We start from the raw sequence: 15,541 nt of genomic DNA, 5'->3' as shown, positions 1-15,541 counted from the left end.
AATCATGGGCGGGCGGGGTGGACGGTCCCGATCACCTCGCCCAGCGTGATGCGGGAGCCGGACGAGCCCGGGGCCTGGGCGCGGATGGTGACCGTGTCGCCGTCCTCCAGGAAGGTGCGCTCGGTTCCGTCGGCCAGTTCGAGGGGCTCCTGGCCGTTCCAGCTGAGTTCCAGCATGCAGCCGCGCTGGTCGCGTTCGGGGCCTGAGACCGTGCCCGAGGCGAAAAGGTCCCCGGTGCGCAGCGGAGCGCCGTTGACCGTCGCGTGCGCGAGCTGCTGCGGCGGCGTCCAGTACATCGACGCGAACCGCGGCCGCGCCACGGCCTGGCCGTTGATCAGGACCTCCAGGTGCAGGTCCAGGCCCCACGGCTCCTCGGACCGCAGATAGGGGAGCGGAACGGGGTCCTGGACGGGCGGGGACACGCGGGCCGGCTCCAGCGCCGCGACCGGCACGACCCACGTCGAGACCGACGTCGCGAACGACTTGCCGAGGAACGGGCCGAGCGGCTGCGACTCCCACGCCTGCAGATCGCGGGCGCTCCAGTCGTTCACCAGCACGAACCCGAACACGTGGTCGCGGAACGCCTCGGCCGGGACGCGGTGCCCGGCGACGGACGGGACTCCCGCGACGAACCCGACCTCCGCCTCGAAGTCGAGCCGCATCGACGGCCCGTACGACGGCTCGGGATCGCCCGGAGTCCTGCGCTGCCCGGACGGCCGGATGATCGGCGTCCCCGACGGGAACACCGTGCCGGAGCGTCCGTGGTAGGCGACCGGCAACCGCTTCCAGTTGGGCGTCAGCGGCTCGCCCTGCGGGCGGAAGATCCGTCCCGTGTTCATGGCGTGGTGCTCGGAGGAGAAGAAGTCGACGAAATCGGCGACCTCGAAGGGGCGCAGCAGTTCCACGTCCGTGACCGGGATCAGATGCGGTTCCACCCGCTCGCGGTACGACTCGTCGGTGAGCAGTTCGACGAGGCGGGCGCGGTTGGTCTCCCAGGCGGTGCGTCCGGCCACCATGAAGGCGTTCAGCGACCCCGACGCGAAGCAGCGGCGATCCTCCACCAGGCCCGTGGAGGACAACTCCGCCAGGTCGAGGACATGGCCACCGATGGCCACGCCGACACGGGGAAGCTCCCCCGGCCGGGAGAAGACACCGTACGGCAGGTTCTCGACGCCGAAGCCGCTGTTCTCATCGACCTCAACCCATGAAACGGACGTCATGGAGACATATCTTCCCCAGTGTCCGGCGTTCTGATCAGGCCCGCGGCCGTCAGATCCGCCCGGGGCCCGCGGACGCCCCGAACGCGCCCCACCTCGCGTCGTTCGCGGCGGCTTCGCGTGTGCGGCGGCTCAGTCGGCGGGTGGGGTGGGGCCGCTGCGGAAATTGCCCGACGGCGGCGGGTTCCAGTCCTTGACCGGCTCGCGGCCTTCGCCGCCCGTGGTTTCGCCGCCCGTGGTTTCGCCGTCCGGGGTTTCGTGGTCCGGGGTTTCGCCGGCGTCGGGGTCCTCGGCGCGATCGGAGGGGGCCGTGTCGTGATCGTCCTCTTCCGCGCCGTATGCCGCGGGCATGGCGATGTCGGGGCGCGTCGTCGATGCGACCGGACGAGCCTCCTGTTCGTCCCGGTCGCGGCTCCTGACCAGTTCGACGTCCGTGGGGAGCAGCGCGGGCGGGGTGGCCGGCGGGTCCGGTGGCGCGTCCAGGGGCGGTCTCGGGTCCGGCAGTGCGTCCGGCGGCGGCGCCGGCTCCGACGACAGGCTCTCGATCACGAACCCCTCATACGCCGCGGGCTCCTGCCGCACGTCCTCGCCCGTGGCGGCCCCGTGCCCGGCGGGTTCGAACCCGGCCGACTCGGGTGCGGCCGGTTCGTGGGCGACGGGCTCGTCCACGGCGGGTTCGTGCGGGTGCGGTTCCTGCGCTGCCAGGTCGGTCGCCGGGGCCTCGCCGGGCGGCACGGGGTCCGGCGGGAGGGGCTGCGCGGGGTCGCGGGGGAAGGGAATGAGCGGCTCGGGCTCGGGGTCGTCCAGGAAGGCCAGGGGCGATCGCGGTCCGGGGTCCTCGGGCTCCTCGGGCTCCGCCGGGGCGGCCAGGGCCAGCGGCTCCGGTGCCGCCGGCTCCAGGACCTTGACGTGGCCGCGCTGCATCTCGGCGGGCGCGATCTCCTCGCCGGCGGGACGGGCGACGCGGATCTGCTTGAACATCGTCAGCCACAGCCAGACGGCGATCACCAGCATGACGTGCGGCGCGACGGCGACGCCCGCCCGGACCGCGTCCTCGGGGAGTGAGGAGAAGCCCCAGACCGAGCGCTGGACGGACAGTGCGGCGCCTCCCGACACCAGGAGCAGCAGCAGTGCCCAGCGCAGCAGCCGCGTCCACCAGCGGGCGTTCCGGGTGATCACGAGAGACAGGATCGTCATCGCGGTGAGCGTGTCCGCCATCGCCGGGTACAGCGGCGCCCAGCGGCGGCCGGCGCGGCCGGCGAGGGCCAGCTCGCGGAGCACGTCGTAGGTCAGCGCGAAGGCGCCGCCCGCCAGCGCGGCGACGATGAGGCCGGCGAGGGCGGTGAGCAGCCGCCGCTGGGTGCGGGTGTACCGGGGGCCGCCGGGCCGCGTGGGATCAGATGGCATGTCTCTCGTTCCGGGGAAGGGCGCCTGAGGGTCCTCAGGCGAGATTAGCCAGCCCGGCACGGCCGCGGCTCCCCACTTACCAATGATCACTTCTCGCTGCGAGCGATATGGGAGGAGACGTACGGTATGGGGCAGCGCGGTGTGGGCAACGCGTTTCGGGATGTCGACAGCCCGGGGGAGGCAATGATGCCGGACGGCGGGGCCGTGGGTGAGATGTGGTCCCTCGCGGCCGGATAGGGCGCGACGGTGACGTCTCCCCGGGATCGGCTCGGCGAACCGGTCCGGACGTTCGACGGCCGGGCCGGCAACCGCCGCACGTGGGCCTGGCTGTTGCTGCTGGGCCTGGCGTCGCTGGCGCTCATACCGGCGGCCATCGTCTACCTGCATGACCGCCTGTGGTGGGTGGGCGTACCGGCGCTGCTGCTCTCCATGGGGTATGCGGGTGCCGTCGGCTGGATCGTGGGACGCGACCGTCCGCGCGTCCGCGACCGTGTCGCCCGCCTCCACACGGGCGGCATCTCCGTGTCCGGCGCGGGCGGTGAGGCCGGCTACGCGTGGGACGAACTGGTCTCCGTCACCGTGTCCGGAGTGCGGACCGGCCCGGGTGGGCGCACCCGCTGGCGCTTCACGATCGTCGTGGACGACGGCAGCGTGCTGCTGCTCGGCGATGATCTCCCGGACGTGCGGGCGCTCGGGGTGGCCGTCGCCGAGGAGGTGACGGCCCGGATCCTCCCGCGTCACCTGGCGGCGGTGAAGGGCGGGGAGGCCGTGCGGATCGGACCCTTCACCGTCGACCTGGACGGCGTCGAGAAGGACGGGGAGCGCCTCCCCTGGCAGGCCGTCGACGATGTCACGATCGACAACGGCCTGGTGACCGTGCACGCGTGCGCCGGCCGGATGGACCTGGTGACCGTCGTCGCGCAGACGCCGGACGCGCTGGCGTTCACGGCGCTGTGCCACCGCGTCAGGAACCTGACAGAACTTTCCTGAGATTTTCCGCGTGGGATGTCGAGAACGCGTCCGCCGCTCCGATCCTGCTGTGACGAGCGGCCCGTCCGGGCCGCCGCCCGAGCCCGATGGGAAGTGCACACATGAAGTACATGCTGCTGATCTACAACCGTCCCGGCTTCGTCGAGGAGCTGACCGAGCAGGAGCGCGACGAGCTGTTCGGCGAGGTCGGCGCGATCATGGAGGAGCTGACAGGGTCGGGCGAACTCGTCGGCGGGGACGCGCTGGCCGACCCGTCCACGACGAAGACCGTCCGGCGGAAGGACGGGCAGCCGGCCGTGACCGACGGGCCGTTCCTGGAGGCCAAGGAGCACTTCGCCGGGCACATCACCGTCGACTGCGAGTCGCTCGAGCGGGCCGTGGAGATCGCGTCGCGCTGGCCGGACGTCCGGTTCGGCGGGTACATGGAGGTCAGGGCGATCATGAACGAGTCCGGGACGGAGATGTGACGATGTCCGTGGCCGTGCCCCCGGACGTCGAGGACCTGCTGCGCACTCTCGCGCCGCAGGTGCTCGGCACGCTCGTCCGGCGGCACGGGCACGGGGCGTTCGACGCCTGCGAGGACGCCGTCCAGGAGGCCCTGCTCGCCGCCGCCGTCCAATGGACGGCGGCCGGGGAGACGGCGACCGGGGAGACGGGGACCGATGGCCCGGAGACAGAACAGGCCGGTGGGGCCGGGGCCTGCGTTCCGGAGAATCCGCGCGGGTGGCTGCTGACCGTCGCGACGCGGCGGCTCACCGACCAGTGGCGCAGCGAACGGGCCCGCCGCGACCGTGAGGCCGCCGTGTTCGCCCGGGAACCGTCCGGGCGGGACGACGCCCCCGGGCCGGCCGGCGACCGTCCCGGCGACCACGACGACACGCTGACGCTGCTGTTCCTGTGCTGCCATCCGGCGCTGTCGGCGCCATCGCAGGTCGCGCTGACGCTGCGCGCGGTCGGCGGGCTCACCACGGCGCAGATCGCCCGCGCGTTCCTCGTCCCGGAGGCGACGATGGCGCAGCGGGTCAGCCGCGCCAAGCAGCGGATCAAGACGGCGGGGGCGCGGTTCGGCATGCCTGCGCCGGACGAACGGGACGAGCGGCTGCGGGCCGTCCTGCACGTCCTGTACCTGATCTTCAACGAGGGGTACACCGCGTCCAGCGGCCCCGACCTGCAGCGCGCCGACCTCACCGCGGAGGCGATCAGGCTCACCCGGGCGCTGCACCGGCTGCTGCCCGACGACGGCGAGGTCGCCGGGCTGCTCGCGCTGATGCTGCTCACCGACGCCCGCCGTGCGGCCCGGAGCGGACCGGACGGCCTGCTGATCCCGCTCACCGAGCAGGACCGGGCGCTGTGGAACCGGGACGCGATGCAGGAGGGGACCGGGTTGATCACCGAGGCCCTCACCTGGTCGCCGCCCGGCCCGTACCAGCTCCAGGCCGCGATCGCCGCCGTCCACGCGGAGGCGCCGCGGCCCGGGGACACCGACTGGCCGCAGGTCCTCGCGCTCTACCGGCTGCTGGCGCACGTGTCCCCGAACCCGATGGTCACGCTGAACGAGGCCGTCGCCCTGGCGATGGTGGACGGCCCGTCGGCGGGCCTCGAACTCCTGCGGCCCCTGGACGACGACGACCGCATGTCCGGACACCACCGGCTCACCGCCGTCCGGGCCCACCTTCGTGAAATGGCGGGCGATGCGGGCGGCGCGCGGGAGATGTACCGGCAGGCGGCCCGCAGCACGACCAGCATCCCCGAACGGCGCTATCTCGAATCACGCGCCGCACGACTCCACGACACACGACTCCACGACACACGGCTCGACGCCGCACGGCCCGACGGCGAAGGCTGATCGCCCATGAGCCTCCGCTGCTCGGCCTGACCGGACACGCGGCCCTCCCGGCCGAGAGCACACACGGCCGCACGCCGATCCAATAACCTGGCCCCGTGAGTTTGCGCCTTTACGACACCGGTACCCGTAGCGTCCGCACGTTCGAGCCCCTGGAAGAGGGCCGCGTGGGGATGTACGTGTGCGGTGCGACTCCGCAGGCCTCACCCCACATCGGGCATCTGCGCTCCGGCGTCATCTACGACGTGCTGCTGCGCTGGCTGCGCGCGTCCGGCTACGAGGTGACGTTCGCGCGCAACGTCACCGACATCGACGACAAGATCATCGCCGTGTCGGCGGAGCGGGGCGTGCCGTGGTTCGCCGTCGCCGAGGGCAACCAGCGGGTCTTCACGCAGGGCTACGACCTGCTCGGCTGCCTGCCCCCGACGATCGAGCCGCGCGCGACCGGACACGTCCCGGAGATGATCGTCCTGATGCGCCGGCTGATCGAGAAGGGGCACGCGTACGCGGCGGGCGGCGACGTGTACTTCGACGTCAAGTCGTGGGCCGACGAGTACGGCGCGCTGTCGAACCAGCGGCTGGAGAACATGCGCTCCGCCGGCGACACCCCCAACGAGGACGCCAAGCGCGACCCGCGCGACTTCGCGCTGTGGAAGGGCGCCAAGCCGGGCGAGCCGACGTGGGAGACGCCGTGGGGCCCCGGACGGCCCGGCTGGCACCTGGAATGCTCCGCCATGGCGACGAAGTACCTCGGCGCCGCGTTCGACATCCACGGCGGCGGCGTCGACCTGATCTTCCCGCACCACGAGAACGAGATCGCTCAGTCCCGCGCCGCCGGCGACGGCTTCGCCCGCTACTGGCTGCACAACGGGCTGCTCACCGTGGACGGCGAGAAGATGAGCAAGTCCGTCGGCAACGTCGTCCTGCTGCCCGATCTGCTCGGCAGGGCCCGTGCCGTCGAGGTGCGGTACTACCTGGTCTCGGCGCACTACCGGTCGCTGATGGACTACACCGACGCCTCCCTGGCCGAGGCCGTCTCCGCCTACCAGCGCATCGAAGGGTTCGTGACGCGGGCGTCCGAGGTCGTCGGCGCCGCCGAGCCCGCCGCGGCCGTCCCCGCCGGGTTCGCGGGCGCGATGGACGACGATCTCGGCGTCCCGCAGGCGCTCGCGGTACTGCACGAGACCGTCCGGGAGGGGAACAGCGCCCTCGCATCCGGTGATCACGACGCGGTGCGCGGCCACCTGGCGGACGTCAGGGCGATGGCGGACGTGCTCGGCATCGACCCGATGTCCCCCCAGTGGAACCAGGCCGGCGACGAGGACCTGCGTCCCGTCGTGGACGCCCTCGTCGCCGTCGCGCTGGAGCAGCGGCAGGCGGCCCGCGCCCGCAAGGACTACGCGTCCGCCGACGCCATCCGCGACGGCCTGTCGGACGCGGGCATCGTCGTCGAGGACACCCCGCAGGGCCCCCGCTGGGAACTCAAGCACGAATGACACCGCCGCGCGGCGCCCATTGTGCATTGCGCACCTTGCGCGGCGGATAAAATCGGAGGTTCGCGGGGGTTCGCTGCCGTCGCGCAGAGACCTGACCCGCCCGACAGCCACGAGGGCGAGCCGCAACCGTCGCGAGGGGCGTACCGAGACAATGGCCAAGCGCAAAGGCAAGGGACCCACTCCCAAAGCCGAGGACCGGCACTGGCACGGCAAGCGCCAGAAGGCGCGCGCCGTCAAGAGCGCCAAGCGCACCGGCACCCACACGCTGGGGCCGGGCGGGCGCCCGAAGGCCGCCGACTCCAAGGAGCGTGCCGGGGGACGTCCCGCGGGTGCACGGCGCGCGAACGGCGAAGTCCCCGAACTCGTCACCGGCCGCAACCCTGTCGTCGAGGCGCTGCGCGCGGGGGTCCCCGGCACCGCGCTCTACGTGATGTCCAGCACCGACGAACGCGTCCGCGAGTCGATCCAGCTGGCCGCCGACCGGCGCGTCCCGCTCCTGGAGACCGGCAAGAACGAACTCGACCGGCTGACGGACGGCGCCGTCCACCAGGGCATCGCGCTCCAGGTGAAGCCGTACCGGTACGCGCACCCCGATGACCTGCTCGTCGGGACCGCGCCGCTGATCGTCGCCGTGGACGGGATCACCGACCCGCGCAACCTCGGCGCGATCGTCCGGTCCGCCGCCGCGTTCGGCGCCGCCGGAGTCGTCGTGCCGGAGCGGCGCGCCGCCGGGGTCAACGCGGGCGCCTGGAAAACGTCCGCCGGAACCCTCGCCAGCGTTCCCGTCGCGCAGGCCACGAACCTCACACGCCAGCTCAAGGCCTACCAGAAGGCGGGCTGCTTCGTCGCCGGCCTCGACGCCGCCGGCGGCGTCGCCGTGGCCGACCTGGAGATCGCGTCCGGTCCGTTCGTGCTGGTCGTGGGCTCGGAGGGCAAGGGCCTCGGACGTCTGGTCGCCGACACGTGCGACATGCTCGTCACGATCCCGATGCCGGGGAAGGCCGAGTCCCTCAACGCGGGGGTCGCCGCCGGAATCGCCCTCTACGAGGTCAGCCGCCTCCGCTCCTGACCCTGCGCCCCCGGAGAAAGGCCAGCTCGGCCTCATTATCCGTCCGCTCAATGGCCTCGTCGTAGGCCGCCGCGGCCTCCCGCCGCCTTCCCAGCCTCCGCAGCAGATCCGCGCGGATCGCGTGGAACAGGTAGTAGCGGCCGAGATCGAGCCCGTCCACGACCGCCAACGCCGCCTCGGCACCCTCGACCTCGGCGACCGCCACAGCCCGGTTGAGGGCCACCACCGGGCTCGGCGCCACCGCCATCAATTGGTCGTACAACTGCAGGATCTCGTCCCACCGCGTGTCCTCGACCCGCGCCGCGTCACCGTGCACCGCATTGATCGCCGCCTGAATCTGGTACGGCCCCGGCCGGTTCCGCCTCAGGCACCACCGGACGAGCGCCAGCCCCTCCTCCACAAGCGTGCGGTCCCACGACCCGCGATCCTGATCGGCAAGAAGCACCAGTTCACCACCGGCCATCCGCGCACGCTTCCGCGACTCGATCAGCAGCATCAAGGCGAGCAGCCCCTGAACCTCCGGCTCGTCCGGCATCAACTCCGCCAGGACCCGCCCGAGCCGTACCGCCTCCGCAGCCAGGTCCTCCCGTCCGCCATATCCCTGGTTGAACACCAGGTAGATGACCGCGAGCACCCCGGAAAGCCGTCCCGGAAGATCCGCCTCCTCCGGCACCCGGTACGGAATCGCCGCGTCCCGGATCTTCCCCTTCGCCCGCACGAGCCGCTGCGCCATCGTCTTCTCCGGCACCAGGAAGGCCCGCGCGATCTCCGCCGTCGTCAGCCCGCCCAGCAGCCGCAACGTCAAAGCCACCCGCGACTGCAACGCCAGCGCCGGATGGCAGCACGTGAAGATGAGCCGGAGCCGCTCGTCCAGCACGACCCCCTCCTCGACCGGTTCGTTTTCGCCGACCACCATCGCCTGCGCATGCTTGCCCGCCCGAGCCGACTCCCGCCGCAGCCGGTCGATCGCCCTGTTCCGCGCCGTCGTGATGATCCACCCCGCCGGGCTGGGCGGCGGGCCGTCCACCGGCCACCTCCGCACCGCCTCCGCGAACGCGTCCTGAACCGCCTCCTCGGCGACATCGACATCACCGAACACCCGGACCAGGACGGCCACGGCCCGCCCATGCTCCTCGCGGAAAACGCTCTCGATCAGCTCTGAAACGGCCGCACCTCCATCGGCAGCCCCGTCACCCGCGCATACCTGGCCGCCACCGCCAACGCCGCGTCCAGATCCTCCACCTCGATGATCATGAGTCCGCCGATGAACTCCTTGCCCTCCGTCCACGGCCCGTCCGTCGCGACCACCTCGTCGCCCCTCAACCGCACCATCGTGCTCGCCTCGGGCCCGTGCAGCGGCTTCCCGAACACCCACGCCTCCCGCGACTCCAGGTCGCGCCGGATCTCCCCGAGCTCCGCCATCACCTTCTCCAGCACCTCCGGCGGCGGCTTCTCGCCCACCGGCTGGATCATGTTCAGCGCGTACAGCCTCATGCTTCCTCCCTGCCCCGATACGTCGCGATGACGACCCCCGTCGTCGTGGTCACCGAGTCCACGAGCCGCAGCCCCACCTCGACCCCGTCGAACAACCTGCGCCCCGTCCCCAGCACCAGCGGATGGATCATCAGCAGCCACTCGTCGACGAGCCCCCGCCGCATCAGCTCCCGCGAGAGCACCCCGCTCCCGAACACGGTGAGGTCGTCCTCGATCCCCTCAACGTCCCCCACGTCCTTCAGCAGAACCGAGTTCCCCCACGGCGCCTCCCGCAGCGTCCTCGACACCACGTACTTCCGCGCCCGCTCCAGCACGTCCGTGAACGGGTTGCCGCTCTGACGGGGCCAGAACCCATGGAAGTCCTCGTACGTCCGCCGCCCGAACAGCAGCGCCCCGCCCTGCCCCATGCCCTTCCCCAACACGGACCCCATGACCTCGTCGTTCCCCGGAACGGCCCACCCCCCATGCGCGAACCCGTCCCGCACATCCTCATCAGGCCGCCCGGGCGCCTGCATCACCCCGTCGAGCGTCAGATGATCGACCAGAACGAGCTTTCCCATGAGGTTTCCCTCCAGAGCGACGGCCGACCCACCGCCGGCCTCCCACCCTCTACACGAACGCCCTCCCCGCACATCGACACCCCACCCGAAACTTCGTCAGCCACCCCGAGCGAGCCCCCCACCAAGTCGACTACGATGCGGGACGAGCCCGCGCCGGCGTAGCTCAATTGGCAGAGCATCTGTCTTGTAAACAGAAGGTTAGGGGTTCAAGTCCCCTCGCCGGCTCCCAGCTCAAAGCCCCCTTGCGATCATCACAAGGGGGCTTTTGCCAACATGAGGATCTCGTTCTCCAGCTCCGGTTGCCGCGCCTTCGGCGCAGCTCGACCAGCTCTTTGTGCTCGCCGGCGCTCAGGCCGTCGAGGTGGCCTTCGTCGATGCCGGCCTGACGGATCCAGTTACTCAGGCACGTCTGGCTGATACCGAGACTCTTGGCCAGCGCGGTGACCGACTTGTCGCCGGTCCGGGCCAGCTCGACGGCGCGGCGCGAACTCCGGCGGGTGAGGTGGTGCACGAGACACTTCCTTCCCAAGTTGATCAAGGTCAACTCAGATCGGGTGTCCGTGGAACCAGGGGAAGCTCACTCGACGCCACCGCAACTCCACGGCGGGGCTGACATCGGCCTGTTGAGCGGGTGGATCCCAGGGTTCGTTGGGACACCACAGAATGTGCCGGAGATCGGCGTCATCGGGCCACCACGGCCCCGTCACGTCCCGCTCGAAGATCTGGACGACCGGCACCGTTCTCGCGAACGAGTGCCCGGACCGGTCGGCTGGCAGTGCTCAGGCTTGCTGATCCGTCCACCACGCGGCTCAACGCTTTTGTCTTTCAAGCCTGTGCACGTAGCGCAGCGAAACGTCCCGCAGGTCGATGCTGAGGGGGTAAGGGTCGTGCTCGTCCAGGATCAGCATGCGGAGGAATTCCACCATGCCGCAGGGGAACAGCGTGAAGTCCTCGTCAGTGTGTCGGCCGCAAACCAGGACCGGCCACTGGTCGGGGTCGGGATCAGTGGTCAGCCAGCACAGGATGTCGGGGCCTGAGGTGACGCCCCAGGCGAGGATGTGGTTCGGGTCGATGTCGAGGCCTTCCTGACCTCCCAGCATCTCCCAGGCGTCACGGGCGTTGTGCGTCTCCTCCTCGAAGGTCTCATCATCCAGGTAGATGCTCTCCTTGGGCAACGGCATGAGGACGACGCCCCCGCCGCCCCGTCCGTCCGCGGCGCCGAACGAGCCGGCGCCATAGATGGACATGAAGGCCATGTAGTCACGCGGGAACCGCGTGCCCCATTGCACCTCTGCTGCCGACCAATCGATTTCCTCGTCCGCACCGAGATCTGAAGGCAGGATTTTGGTCAGCGCTGCGATACCTGTCGGGTCTTCCACGGCAGATCCCTTCGACAACGTGGCCGCGAGCATACGAGGTTGCATCGACAAGCGCCGCAAGAGGCGCACTAGTGTTCTGAGTCAATAATTCTTTGGTAGTCGGCAGGCTGTGGGGATGCCGAGCCCGAAGCTTGAACCGGTGGTGTTGTCCGACGAGGAGCGGTCGGTGCTGACCGGGTGGGTGCGTCGCCGCAAGACCTCGCAGGCTTTGGCGTTGCGGGCTCGGATTGTGCTGTTGTGCGCCGAGGGCGGCACGATCGCAGGTCGCCGAGCAGGCCGGGACCTCGCGGAACACGGTGTCGAAGTGGCGGTCACGGTTCCTGTCCGGCCGGCTTGAGCGGCTGACCGATGAGCCGCGGCCGGGCCGGCCCCGCACGATCACCGATGAGCAGGTCGAGCGGGTGGTCACAGCGACGCTGAAGGAGACACCCTGTGCCGACACGCACTGGTCGACGCGGTCGATGGCGGCGGCGACCGGGATGTCGCAGTCGGCGATCTCGCGGATCTGGCGGGCGTTCGGACTCAAGCCGCACACCGTGCAGACCTGGAACTGTCGACCGACCCCCAGTTCGTCGACAAGGTCCGCGACGTGGTCGGCCTGTACCTGAACCCGCCCGAGAACGCCCTGGTCCTGGCCGTCGACGAGAAGTCGCAGATGCAGGCCATCGACCGGACCGCCCCCATCCTGCCGATCATGCCCACCACCCCGGCCCGGATGACCCACGACTACGTCCGGCACGGCACCACCAGCCTGTTCGCCGCCCTGGACCTGTCGTCGGGCTCGGTGATCGCCCAGCACTACCGCCGCCACCGCCATCAAGAATTCCTGCGGTTCCTCAAGCTCATCGACGCCGCCGTCCCCCAGGATCTGGAGCTGCACCTGGTGCTGGACAACTACGCCACCCACAAGACCGAGCAGGTCAAGAAGTGGCTACTGCGCCATCCCCGGTTCCACCTGCACTTCACCCCCACCAGCTCGTCCTGGCTCAACCTGGTCGAACGCTGGTTCGCCGAACTCACCAACCGCAAACTGCGCCGCTCGGCCCACCGCAGCGTCGTCGAACTCGAACGCGACGTCCGCGGCTGGATCAACGAGTGGAACAAGAACCCCAAGCCGTTCGTGTGGACCAAGACCGCCGACGAGATCCTCGAAACCCTCGCCGCATACTGCCAACAAATTAACGACTCAAGACACTAGCGGGTCGGCTGCAGGTTCGCTGCGCTCGCCTTATAGGTGGCTTACGGTCGTCAACCGGCAACTCTGCGCGAGATTGCCTGTCACGCGATCTCGCCGTTCGCGCGGGCGCACCCCTCCGGGACGGGTGTGCGGGCTAACGGCGGTGCTGACTCGACATTCGGTGCTCAGCTGGGCGCGCGGCAGCACCCGGTGGAGCTTAGCGGAGCCGGGTTTGCGGTTCTTGAAGGGGGCGGTTCGCCGCCAGGGCGAGATCAGCATGATTCCCTGGCCGGTAGCGCCGGTTCGGCCCTGAGCAGTGAAGTTGCGCTTCACCATGTCCGTGGCGGCTGCCATGATGGCGCTCGTGACGATGAGCGATGTGGCCCGGCATGAGGTGAGTGGGCAGCGGATCGAGCAGGCTCTGCAGGACCCGGGGCGGCGGGCCTTTGGTCGCTGGCACACGATGCAATACGACTACTGCTCCGATGAGCGGCTGCGGCGGATGCGCGACGAGCTCCTCGACCACGTGGCCGCCCGCGCGGTGGCGGACCCCGAGCCCCGCACCGCCCCCTCGGACGTCGTCCTGCGCACCGCGGCCGAGTGCGCCATGGGATTCCTGAGCCTGGGGTGCTACCCCAAAGGTGATCAAGAGATCTTCTTCACTCTCATCGAGGAGACGCTCAGCAGCGCCGAAGTGGACTTCAGTCATGTAGTGGAGCAGGCGGTCACCGCGGGGACCTGGCTGGACGCATTCGCTCTGGCTGTGATCAGCGGCATGATCTGGGAACGGGACCTGGTCATCGGGCTGATGCTGCGCGGCGACTATGCGCCGGAAATCCGTAACGGCTTGCCGTGTTCGCACCTGGAATCAGAGTCGGACCCGGGCGAGCTGGCGGAGATGGACGCCTTGTGCGGCTACCTCACCCCGGCCACAGGGCGTTCGCCCAGGGACTGGCCGGCGGTTGCGCTGTGCAAGCCGAACCCTGACGAACGGGCCCAGGCAACGCGGCAGCTGGATGCCCTCCATGCACTGATGCCGGATCAGCGCCTACTGCGCGTGCTCCTGGAAGATGACCAGGCGGCCTTTGAACAGGCCCTGGAGCATCGCCTCATCCAGTACCGGGAGAGCACATCCTCCGATGCGCCGCCCCGCAGCCTCCTGCCGCACAAGACCATCGCACTGGCCGCGCTGGCGGTCCAAGTGCACGGCTGGGACTTGCGCGTCCGATCCGCCTACCTGCCGCAGACCATGCTGAACGCCCCGGAATCCGCGCCGTCAGCCAGGAGCTGAACCAGTACCCCCACCACTGCTGTCTGCACCGGCTTGGCCGTCCGCTTGTTCGACCGGGAAGGGAGGCTGGCTCGGGCCCATTCGGTAAATCATGAGTTGTGACCTGCCGTTGAGGGACAGGCTCCGCGTGGTGGGTTCCACGGTGACGGCCAGCCACTGGCCGTCCGGTGACCAGGCCATGGCTTTGACCCACGTCGTGAGCTGCCGGCCCATGATGATCTTCATGTCGGAGGTCCGCCATACGCAGAGCTCGTGCGGCCGTTTGTGGCCGTAGACGTCCAGGTAGGGCAGCTTGCGGCTGAAGCTGCTCGCCGCCAGGTAGGCGCCGTCCGGGCTGGCGGCGAGCTTGAAGAGGCAGGTGGACGCCTTCATGACCTTGTCCTTGATCCGGCCGGTCGCCGGGTCGAGGACGTAGAGGTTCTCCCTGGCGCCCAGAAACAGGTGGCTGCCATCGCCCGCGAAGGACTCGCACTGGATGGGATCCCAGCCGTCGCCCGCAACGCTGGTCGGGATGGGAGGACGGTCGGGAGCGCAGATGTCGATCCCGCCGTCGCGGTTGTTGTAGTTGCCTGTCCAGTAGCCCCCGCCGCGTGAGCGTATGCGGCCGGGCTGGAATGGGGCTCCGACTTCGGCGCGGGCGTCCACATGGTAGGCCCACTGCGTCCGATCGTCTTCGTCCGGTCTCGAGCAGTAGTTCTTGAGGGTAATGACGGGTTCGCCGGGTACCCACGCCATCAGTGGCAAGATCCACTCCACCCCGGACGAGACGTGGACGACCTGTGACCAACCGGTGGTCTCGTATACCCAGACCCGGCCCTTGTCGCTGCACAGCGCCAGGTACCGGCCGTCATCGGAGAACTCCGCCCCGATGACGCCGTCGTACTTGATGTCACCCGTCGTCACGTCGAAGGGGCTCACCGTAAGGGCGGGGGCGGTGAGGTCCGGGATGTTCGGCGCGTCCTCGGCGGTCCACATATCCGCGTTGTACGGGAACGCCGTCGTCCCCCAGGCGTCGCCCTCGCTGAACGACTCAATCCAGCGCCGGTCGGTGACGTACACGTCGTAGTCGAACTGGACCAGCAGGTCCTCGTCCTGCCAGTAGCCGCCGTGCTCGTAGTAGAAGTCGCACAGCTCCTTCCACTGCTCCGGGGACGGGGGGTGGTTGCGGGTGGCGAGTCGTTCGACGCCTGAGACGAAGCGCCGGGTGTTGGCATCGATCCATTCGCCGTCCAAGCTCGTGGCGACGTCGATCCGGTCATGGAGCGGGCCACGCTCCCAGAGCAGGGAGAAGAAGAAGGTCGGATCGTCCGGTTCGGGACCGTACGTCTGGCTGTGCGTGTCGTAGTAGACCACGAAGATGCGGAAGCTGATCCTGAGCTCGTCGGGGTGGACGGCCAGGACGCGCACGCCATAGATGTCAGTCGACACCGTCGTCTCCTCCGGGGGCTTGGTGACAAAATCGATGATCACATGGGCCGCGGACACTTCGGTCGATCGGGAAAGCCCCTCGCCCTGTCCCTGGACCTGAGTTGGCTCAATTGGTTAGTGCGTGGCGCGTGGGGTGTTCAGGGCGTCGAGGATCTTGCGTTGGCGGGTGGTGACGGCGGGCGGGAAGGTC

13 protein-coding genes, 1 tRNA gene and 1 pseudogene are annotated in these 15,541 nt (G+C 69.9%); 8 read left to right on the top strand and 7 right to left on the bottom strand.

All coding sequences use genetic code 11. The features are described 5' to 3' along the window. Positions 1 to 2: 2 nt before the first annotated feature. Both fahA and ACGFIS_RS23280 read right to left on the bottom strand, forming a co-directional pair. Positions 3 to 1,220: a fumarylacetoacetase gene (gene fahA / locus ACGFIS_RS23285; RefSeq protein ID WP_392972445.1), complete on the bottom strand. Its 1,218-nt coding sequence runs from the start codon at positions 1,218 to 1,220 to the stop codon at positions 3 to 5. A 129-nt stretch (positions 1,221 to 1,349) separates the two neighbouring features. Beyond that, positions 1,350 to 2,624, bottom strand: a complete 1,275-nt coding sequence (locus ACGFIS_RS23280; protein ID WP_392972443.1) for a DUF2637 domain-containing protein — start codon at positions 2,622 to 2,624, stop codon at positions 1,350 to 1,352. A 246-nt stretch (positions 2,625 to 2,870) separates the two neighbouring features. On the opposite strand from ACGFIS_RS23280, the gene ACGFIS_RS23275 reads away from it, so the two are divergent. The 5 genes from ACGFIS_RS23275 (at position 2,871) to rlmB (ending at position 8,022) form a co-directional block, all read left to right on the top strand. Continuing rightward, the gene (locus ACGFIS_RS23275) at positions 2,871 to 3,614 is read left to right on the top strand and encodes a DUF6585 family protein (RefSeq protein ID WP_392972441.1); all 744 of its coding nucleotides are present in this window, start codon (positions 2,871 to 2,873) and stop codon (positions 3,612 to 3,614) included. 101 nt (positions 3,615 to 3,715) lie between these two features. Further along, positions 3,716 to 4,081 (top strand): YciI family protein, encoded by a 366-nt coding sequence (locus tag ACGFIS_RS23270; RefSeq protein ID WP_392912043.1) that lies wholly within the window; start codon positions 3,716 to 3,718, stop codon positions 4,079 to 4,081. 2 nt (positions 4,082 to 4,083) lie between these two features. Continuing rightward, positions 4,084 to 5,460, top strand: coding sequence for an RNA polymerase sigma factor (locus tag ACGFIS_RS23265; RefSeq protein WP_392912045.1), 1,377 nt, complete (start codon positions 4,084 to 4,086; stop codon positions 5,458 to 5,460). A 95-nt stretch (positions 5,461 to 5,555) separates the two neighbouring features. Next, positions 5,556 to 6,953, top strand: coding sequence for a cysteine--tRNA ligase (gene cysS, locus ACGFIS_RS23260; RefSeq protein WP_392912047.1), 1,398 nt, complete (start codon positions 5,556 to 5,558; stop codon positions 6,951 to 6,953). A 151-nt stretch (positions 6,954 to 7,104) separates the two neighbouring features. Then, positions 7,105 to 8,022: a 23S rRNA (guanosine(2251)-2'-O)-methyltransferase RlmB gene (gene rlmB, locus ACGFIS_RS23255; RefSeq protein ID WP_392912049.1), complete on the top strand. Its 918-nt coding sequence runs from the start codon at positions 7,105 to 7,107 to the stop codon at positions 8,020 to 8,022. Here rlmB and ACGFIS_RS23250 read toward each other — a convergent pair. The 3 genes from ACGFIS_RS23250 to ACGFIS_RS23240 are packed head-to-tail and all read right to left on the bottom strand — an operon-like array spanning position 8,003 to position 10,076. Further along, positions 8,003 to 9,175 (bottom strand): RNA polymerase sigma factor, encoded by a 1,173-nt coding sequence (locus ACGFIS_RS23250; protein ID WP_392972596.1) that lies wholly within the window; start codon positions 9,173 to 9,175, stop codon positions 8,003 to 8,005. The two genes, rlmB and ACGFIS_RS23250, sit on opposite strands and share 20 nt — an antisense overlap. Next, entirely contained in the window at positions 9,175 to 9,516 is a 342-nt protein-coding gene (locus ACGFIS_RS23245) for a YciI family protein (RefSeq protein WP_392912051.1), read from the bottom strand. Before ACGFIS_RS23245 ends, ACGFIS_RS23250 begins: the two co-directional genes overlap by 1 nt. Beyond that, complete coding sequence (locus tag ACGFIS_RS23240) at positions 9,513 to 10,076, bottom strand: dihydrofolate reductase family protein (RefSeq protein ID WP_392912053.1); 564 nt, start codon at positions 10,074 to 10,076, stop codon at positions 9,513 to 9,515. The genes ACGFIS_RS23245 and ACGFIS_RS23240 overlap by 4 nt, the downstream gene beginning before the upstream one ends. Positions 10,077 to 10,228: 152 nt before the next feature. Here ACGFIS_RS23240 and ACGFIS_RS23235 point away from each other — a divergent pair. Then, a tRNA-Thr gene (locus ACGFIS_RS23235) sits at positions 10,229 to 10,301 on the top strand. Positions 10,302 to 10,885: 584 nt separating this feature from the next. Here the strand turns inward: ACGFIS_RS23235 and ACGFIS_RS23230 are convergent. Continuing rightward, positions 10,886 to 11,455 (bottom strand): SMI1/KNR4 family protein, encoded by a 570-nt coding sequence (locus tag ACGFIS_RS23230; protein ID WP_392912055.1) that lies wholly within the window; start codon positions 11,453 to 11,455, stop codon positions 10,886 to 10,888. Between the two features lie 115 nt (positions 11,456 to 11,570). On the opposite strand from ACGFIS_RS23230, the pseudogene ACGFIS_RS23225 reads away from it, so the two are divergent. Further along, positions 11,571 to 12,653 (top strand): annotated as a pseudogene (locus ACGFIS_RS23225) (IS630 family transposase). Positions 12,654 to 12,954: 301 nt separating this feature from the next. Beyond that, positions 12,955 to 13,923, top strand: a complete 969-nt coding sequence (locus ACGFIS_RS23220) for an immunity 49 family protein (RefSeq protein WP_392972439.1) — start codon at positions 12,955 to 12,957, stop codon at positions 13,921 to 13,923. Here the strand turns inward: ACGFIS_RS23220 and ACGFIS_RS23215 are convergent. After that, positions 13,909 to 15,351: a WD40 repeat domain-containing protein gene (locus ACGFIS_RS23215; protein WP_392912059.1), complete on the bottom strand. Its 1,443-nt coding sequence runs from the start codon at positions 15,349 to 15,351 to the stop codon at positions 13,909 to 13,911. The genes ACGFIS_RS23220 and ACGFIS_RS23215 overlap by 15 nt on opposite strands. Positions 15,352 to 15,541: the final 190 nt, after the last annotated feature.

The sequence above is a fragment of the Spirillospora sp. NPDC048824 genome (assembly GCF_043198455.1).
GTDB lineage: Bacteria > Actinomycetota > Actinomycetes > Streptosporangiales > Streptosporangiaceae > Spirillospora.
Note: the sequence above shows the minus strand (reverse complement) of the source record. Positions and strands in the feature narration are given on the sequence as shown.

What these genes read in the sequence shown, in the direction of transcription:
- fahA (WP_392972445.1), bottom strand. Translation starts at nt 1,220, where the DNA reads ATGACGTCCGTTTCATGGGTTGAGGTCGATGAGAACAGCGGCTTCGGC.
- ACGFIS_RS23280 (WP_392972443.1), bottom strand. Translation starts at nt 2,624, where the DNA reads ATGCCATCTGATCCCACGCGGCCCGGCGGCCCCCGGTACACCCGCACC.
- ACGFIS_RS23270 (WP_392912043.1), top strand. Translation starts at nt 3,716, where the DNA reads ATGAAGTACATGCTGCTGATCTACAACCGTCCCGGCTTCGTCGAGGAG.
- ACGFIS_RS23265 (WP_392912045.1), top strand. Translation starts at nt 4,084, where the DNA reads ATGTCCGTGGCCGTGCCCCCGGACGTCGAGGACCTGCTGCGCACTCTC.
- rlmB (WP_392912049.1), top strand. Translation starts at nt 7,105, where the DNA reads ATGGCCAAGCGCAAAGGCAAGGGACCCACTCCCAAAGCCGAGGACCGG.
- ACGFIS_RS23245 (WP_392912051.1), bottom strand. Translation starts at nt 9,516, where the DNA reads ATGAGGCTGTACGCGCTGAACATGATCCAGCCGGTGGGCGAGAAGCCG.
- ACGFIS_RS23240 (WP_392912053.1), bottom strand. Translation starts at nt 10,076, where the DNA reads ATGGGAAAGCTCGTTCTGGTCGATCATCTGACGCTCGACGGGGTGATG.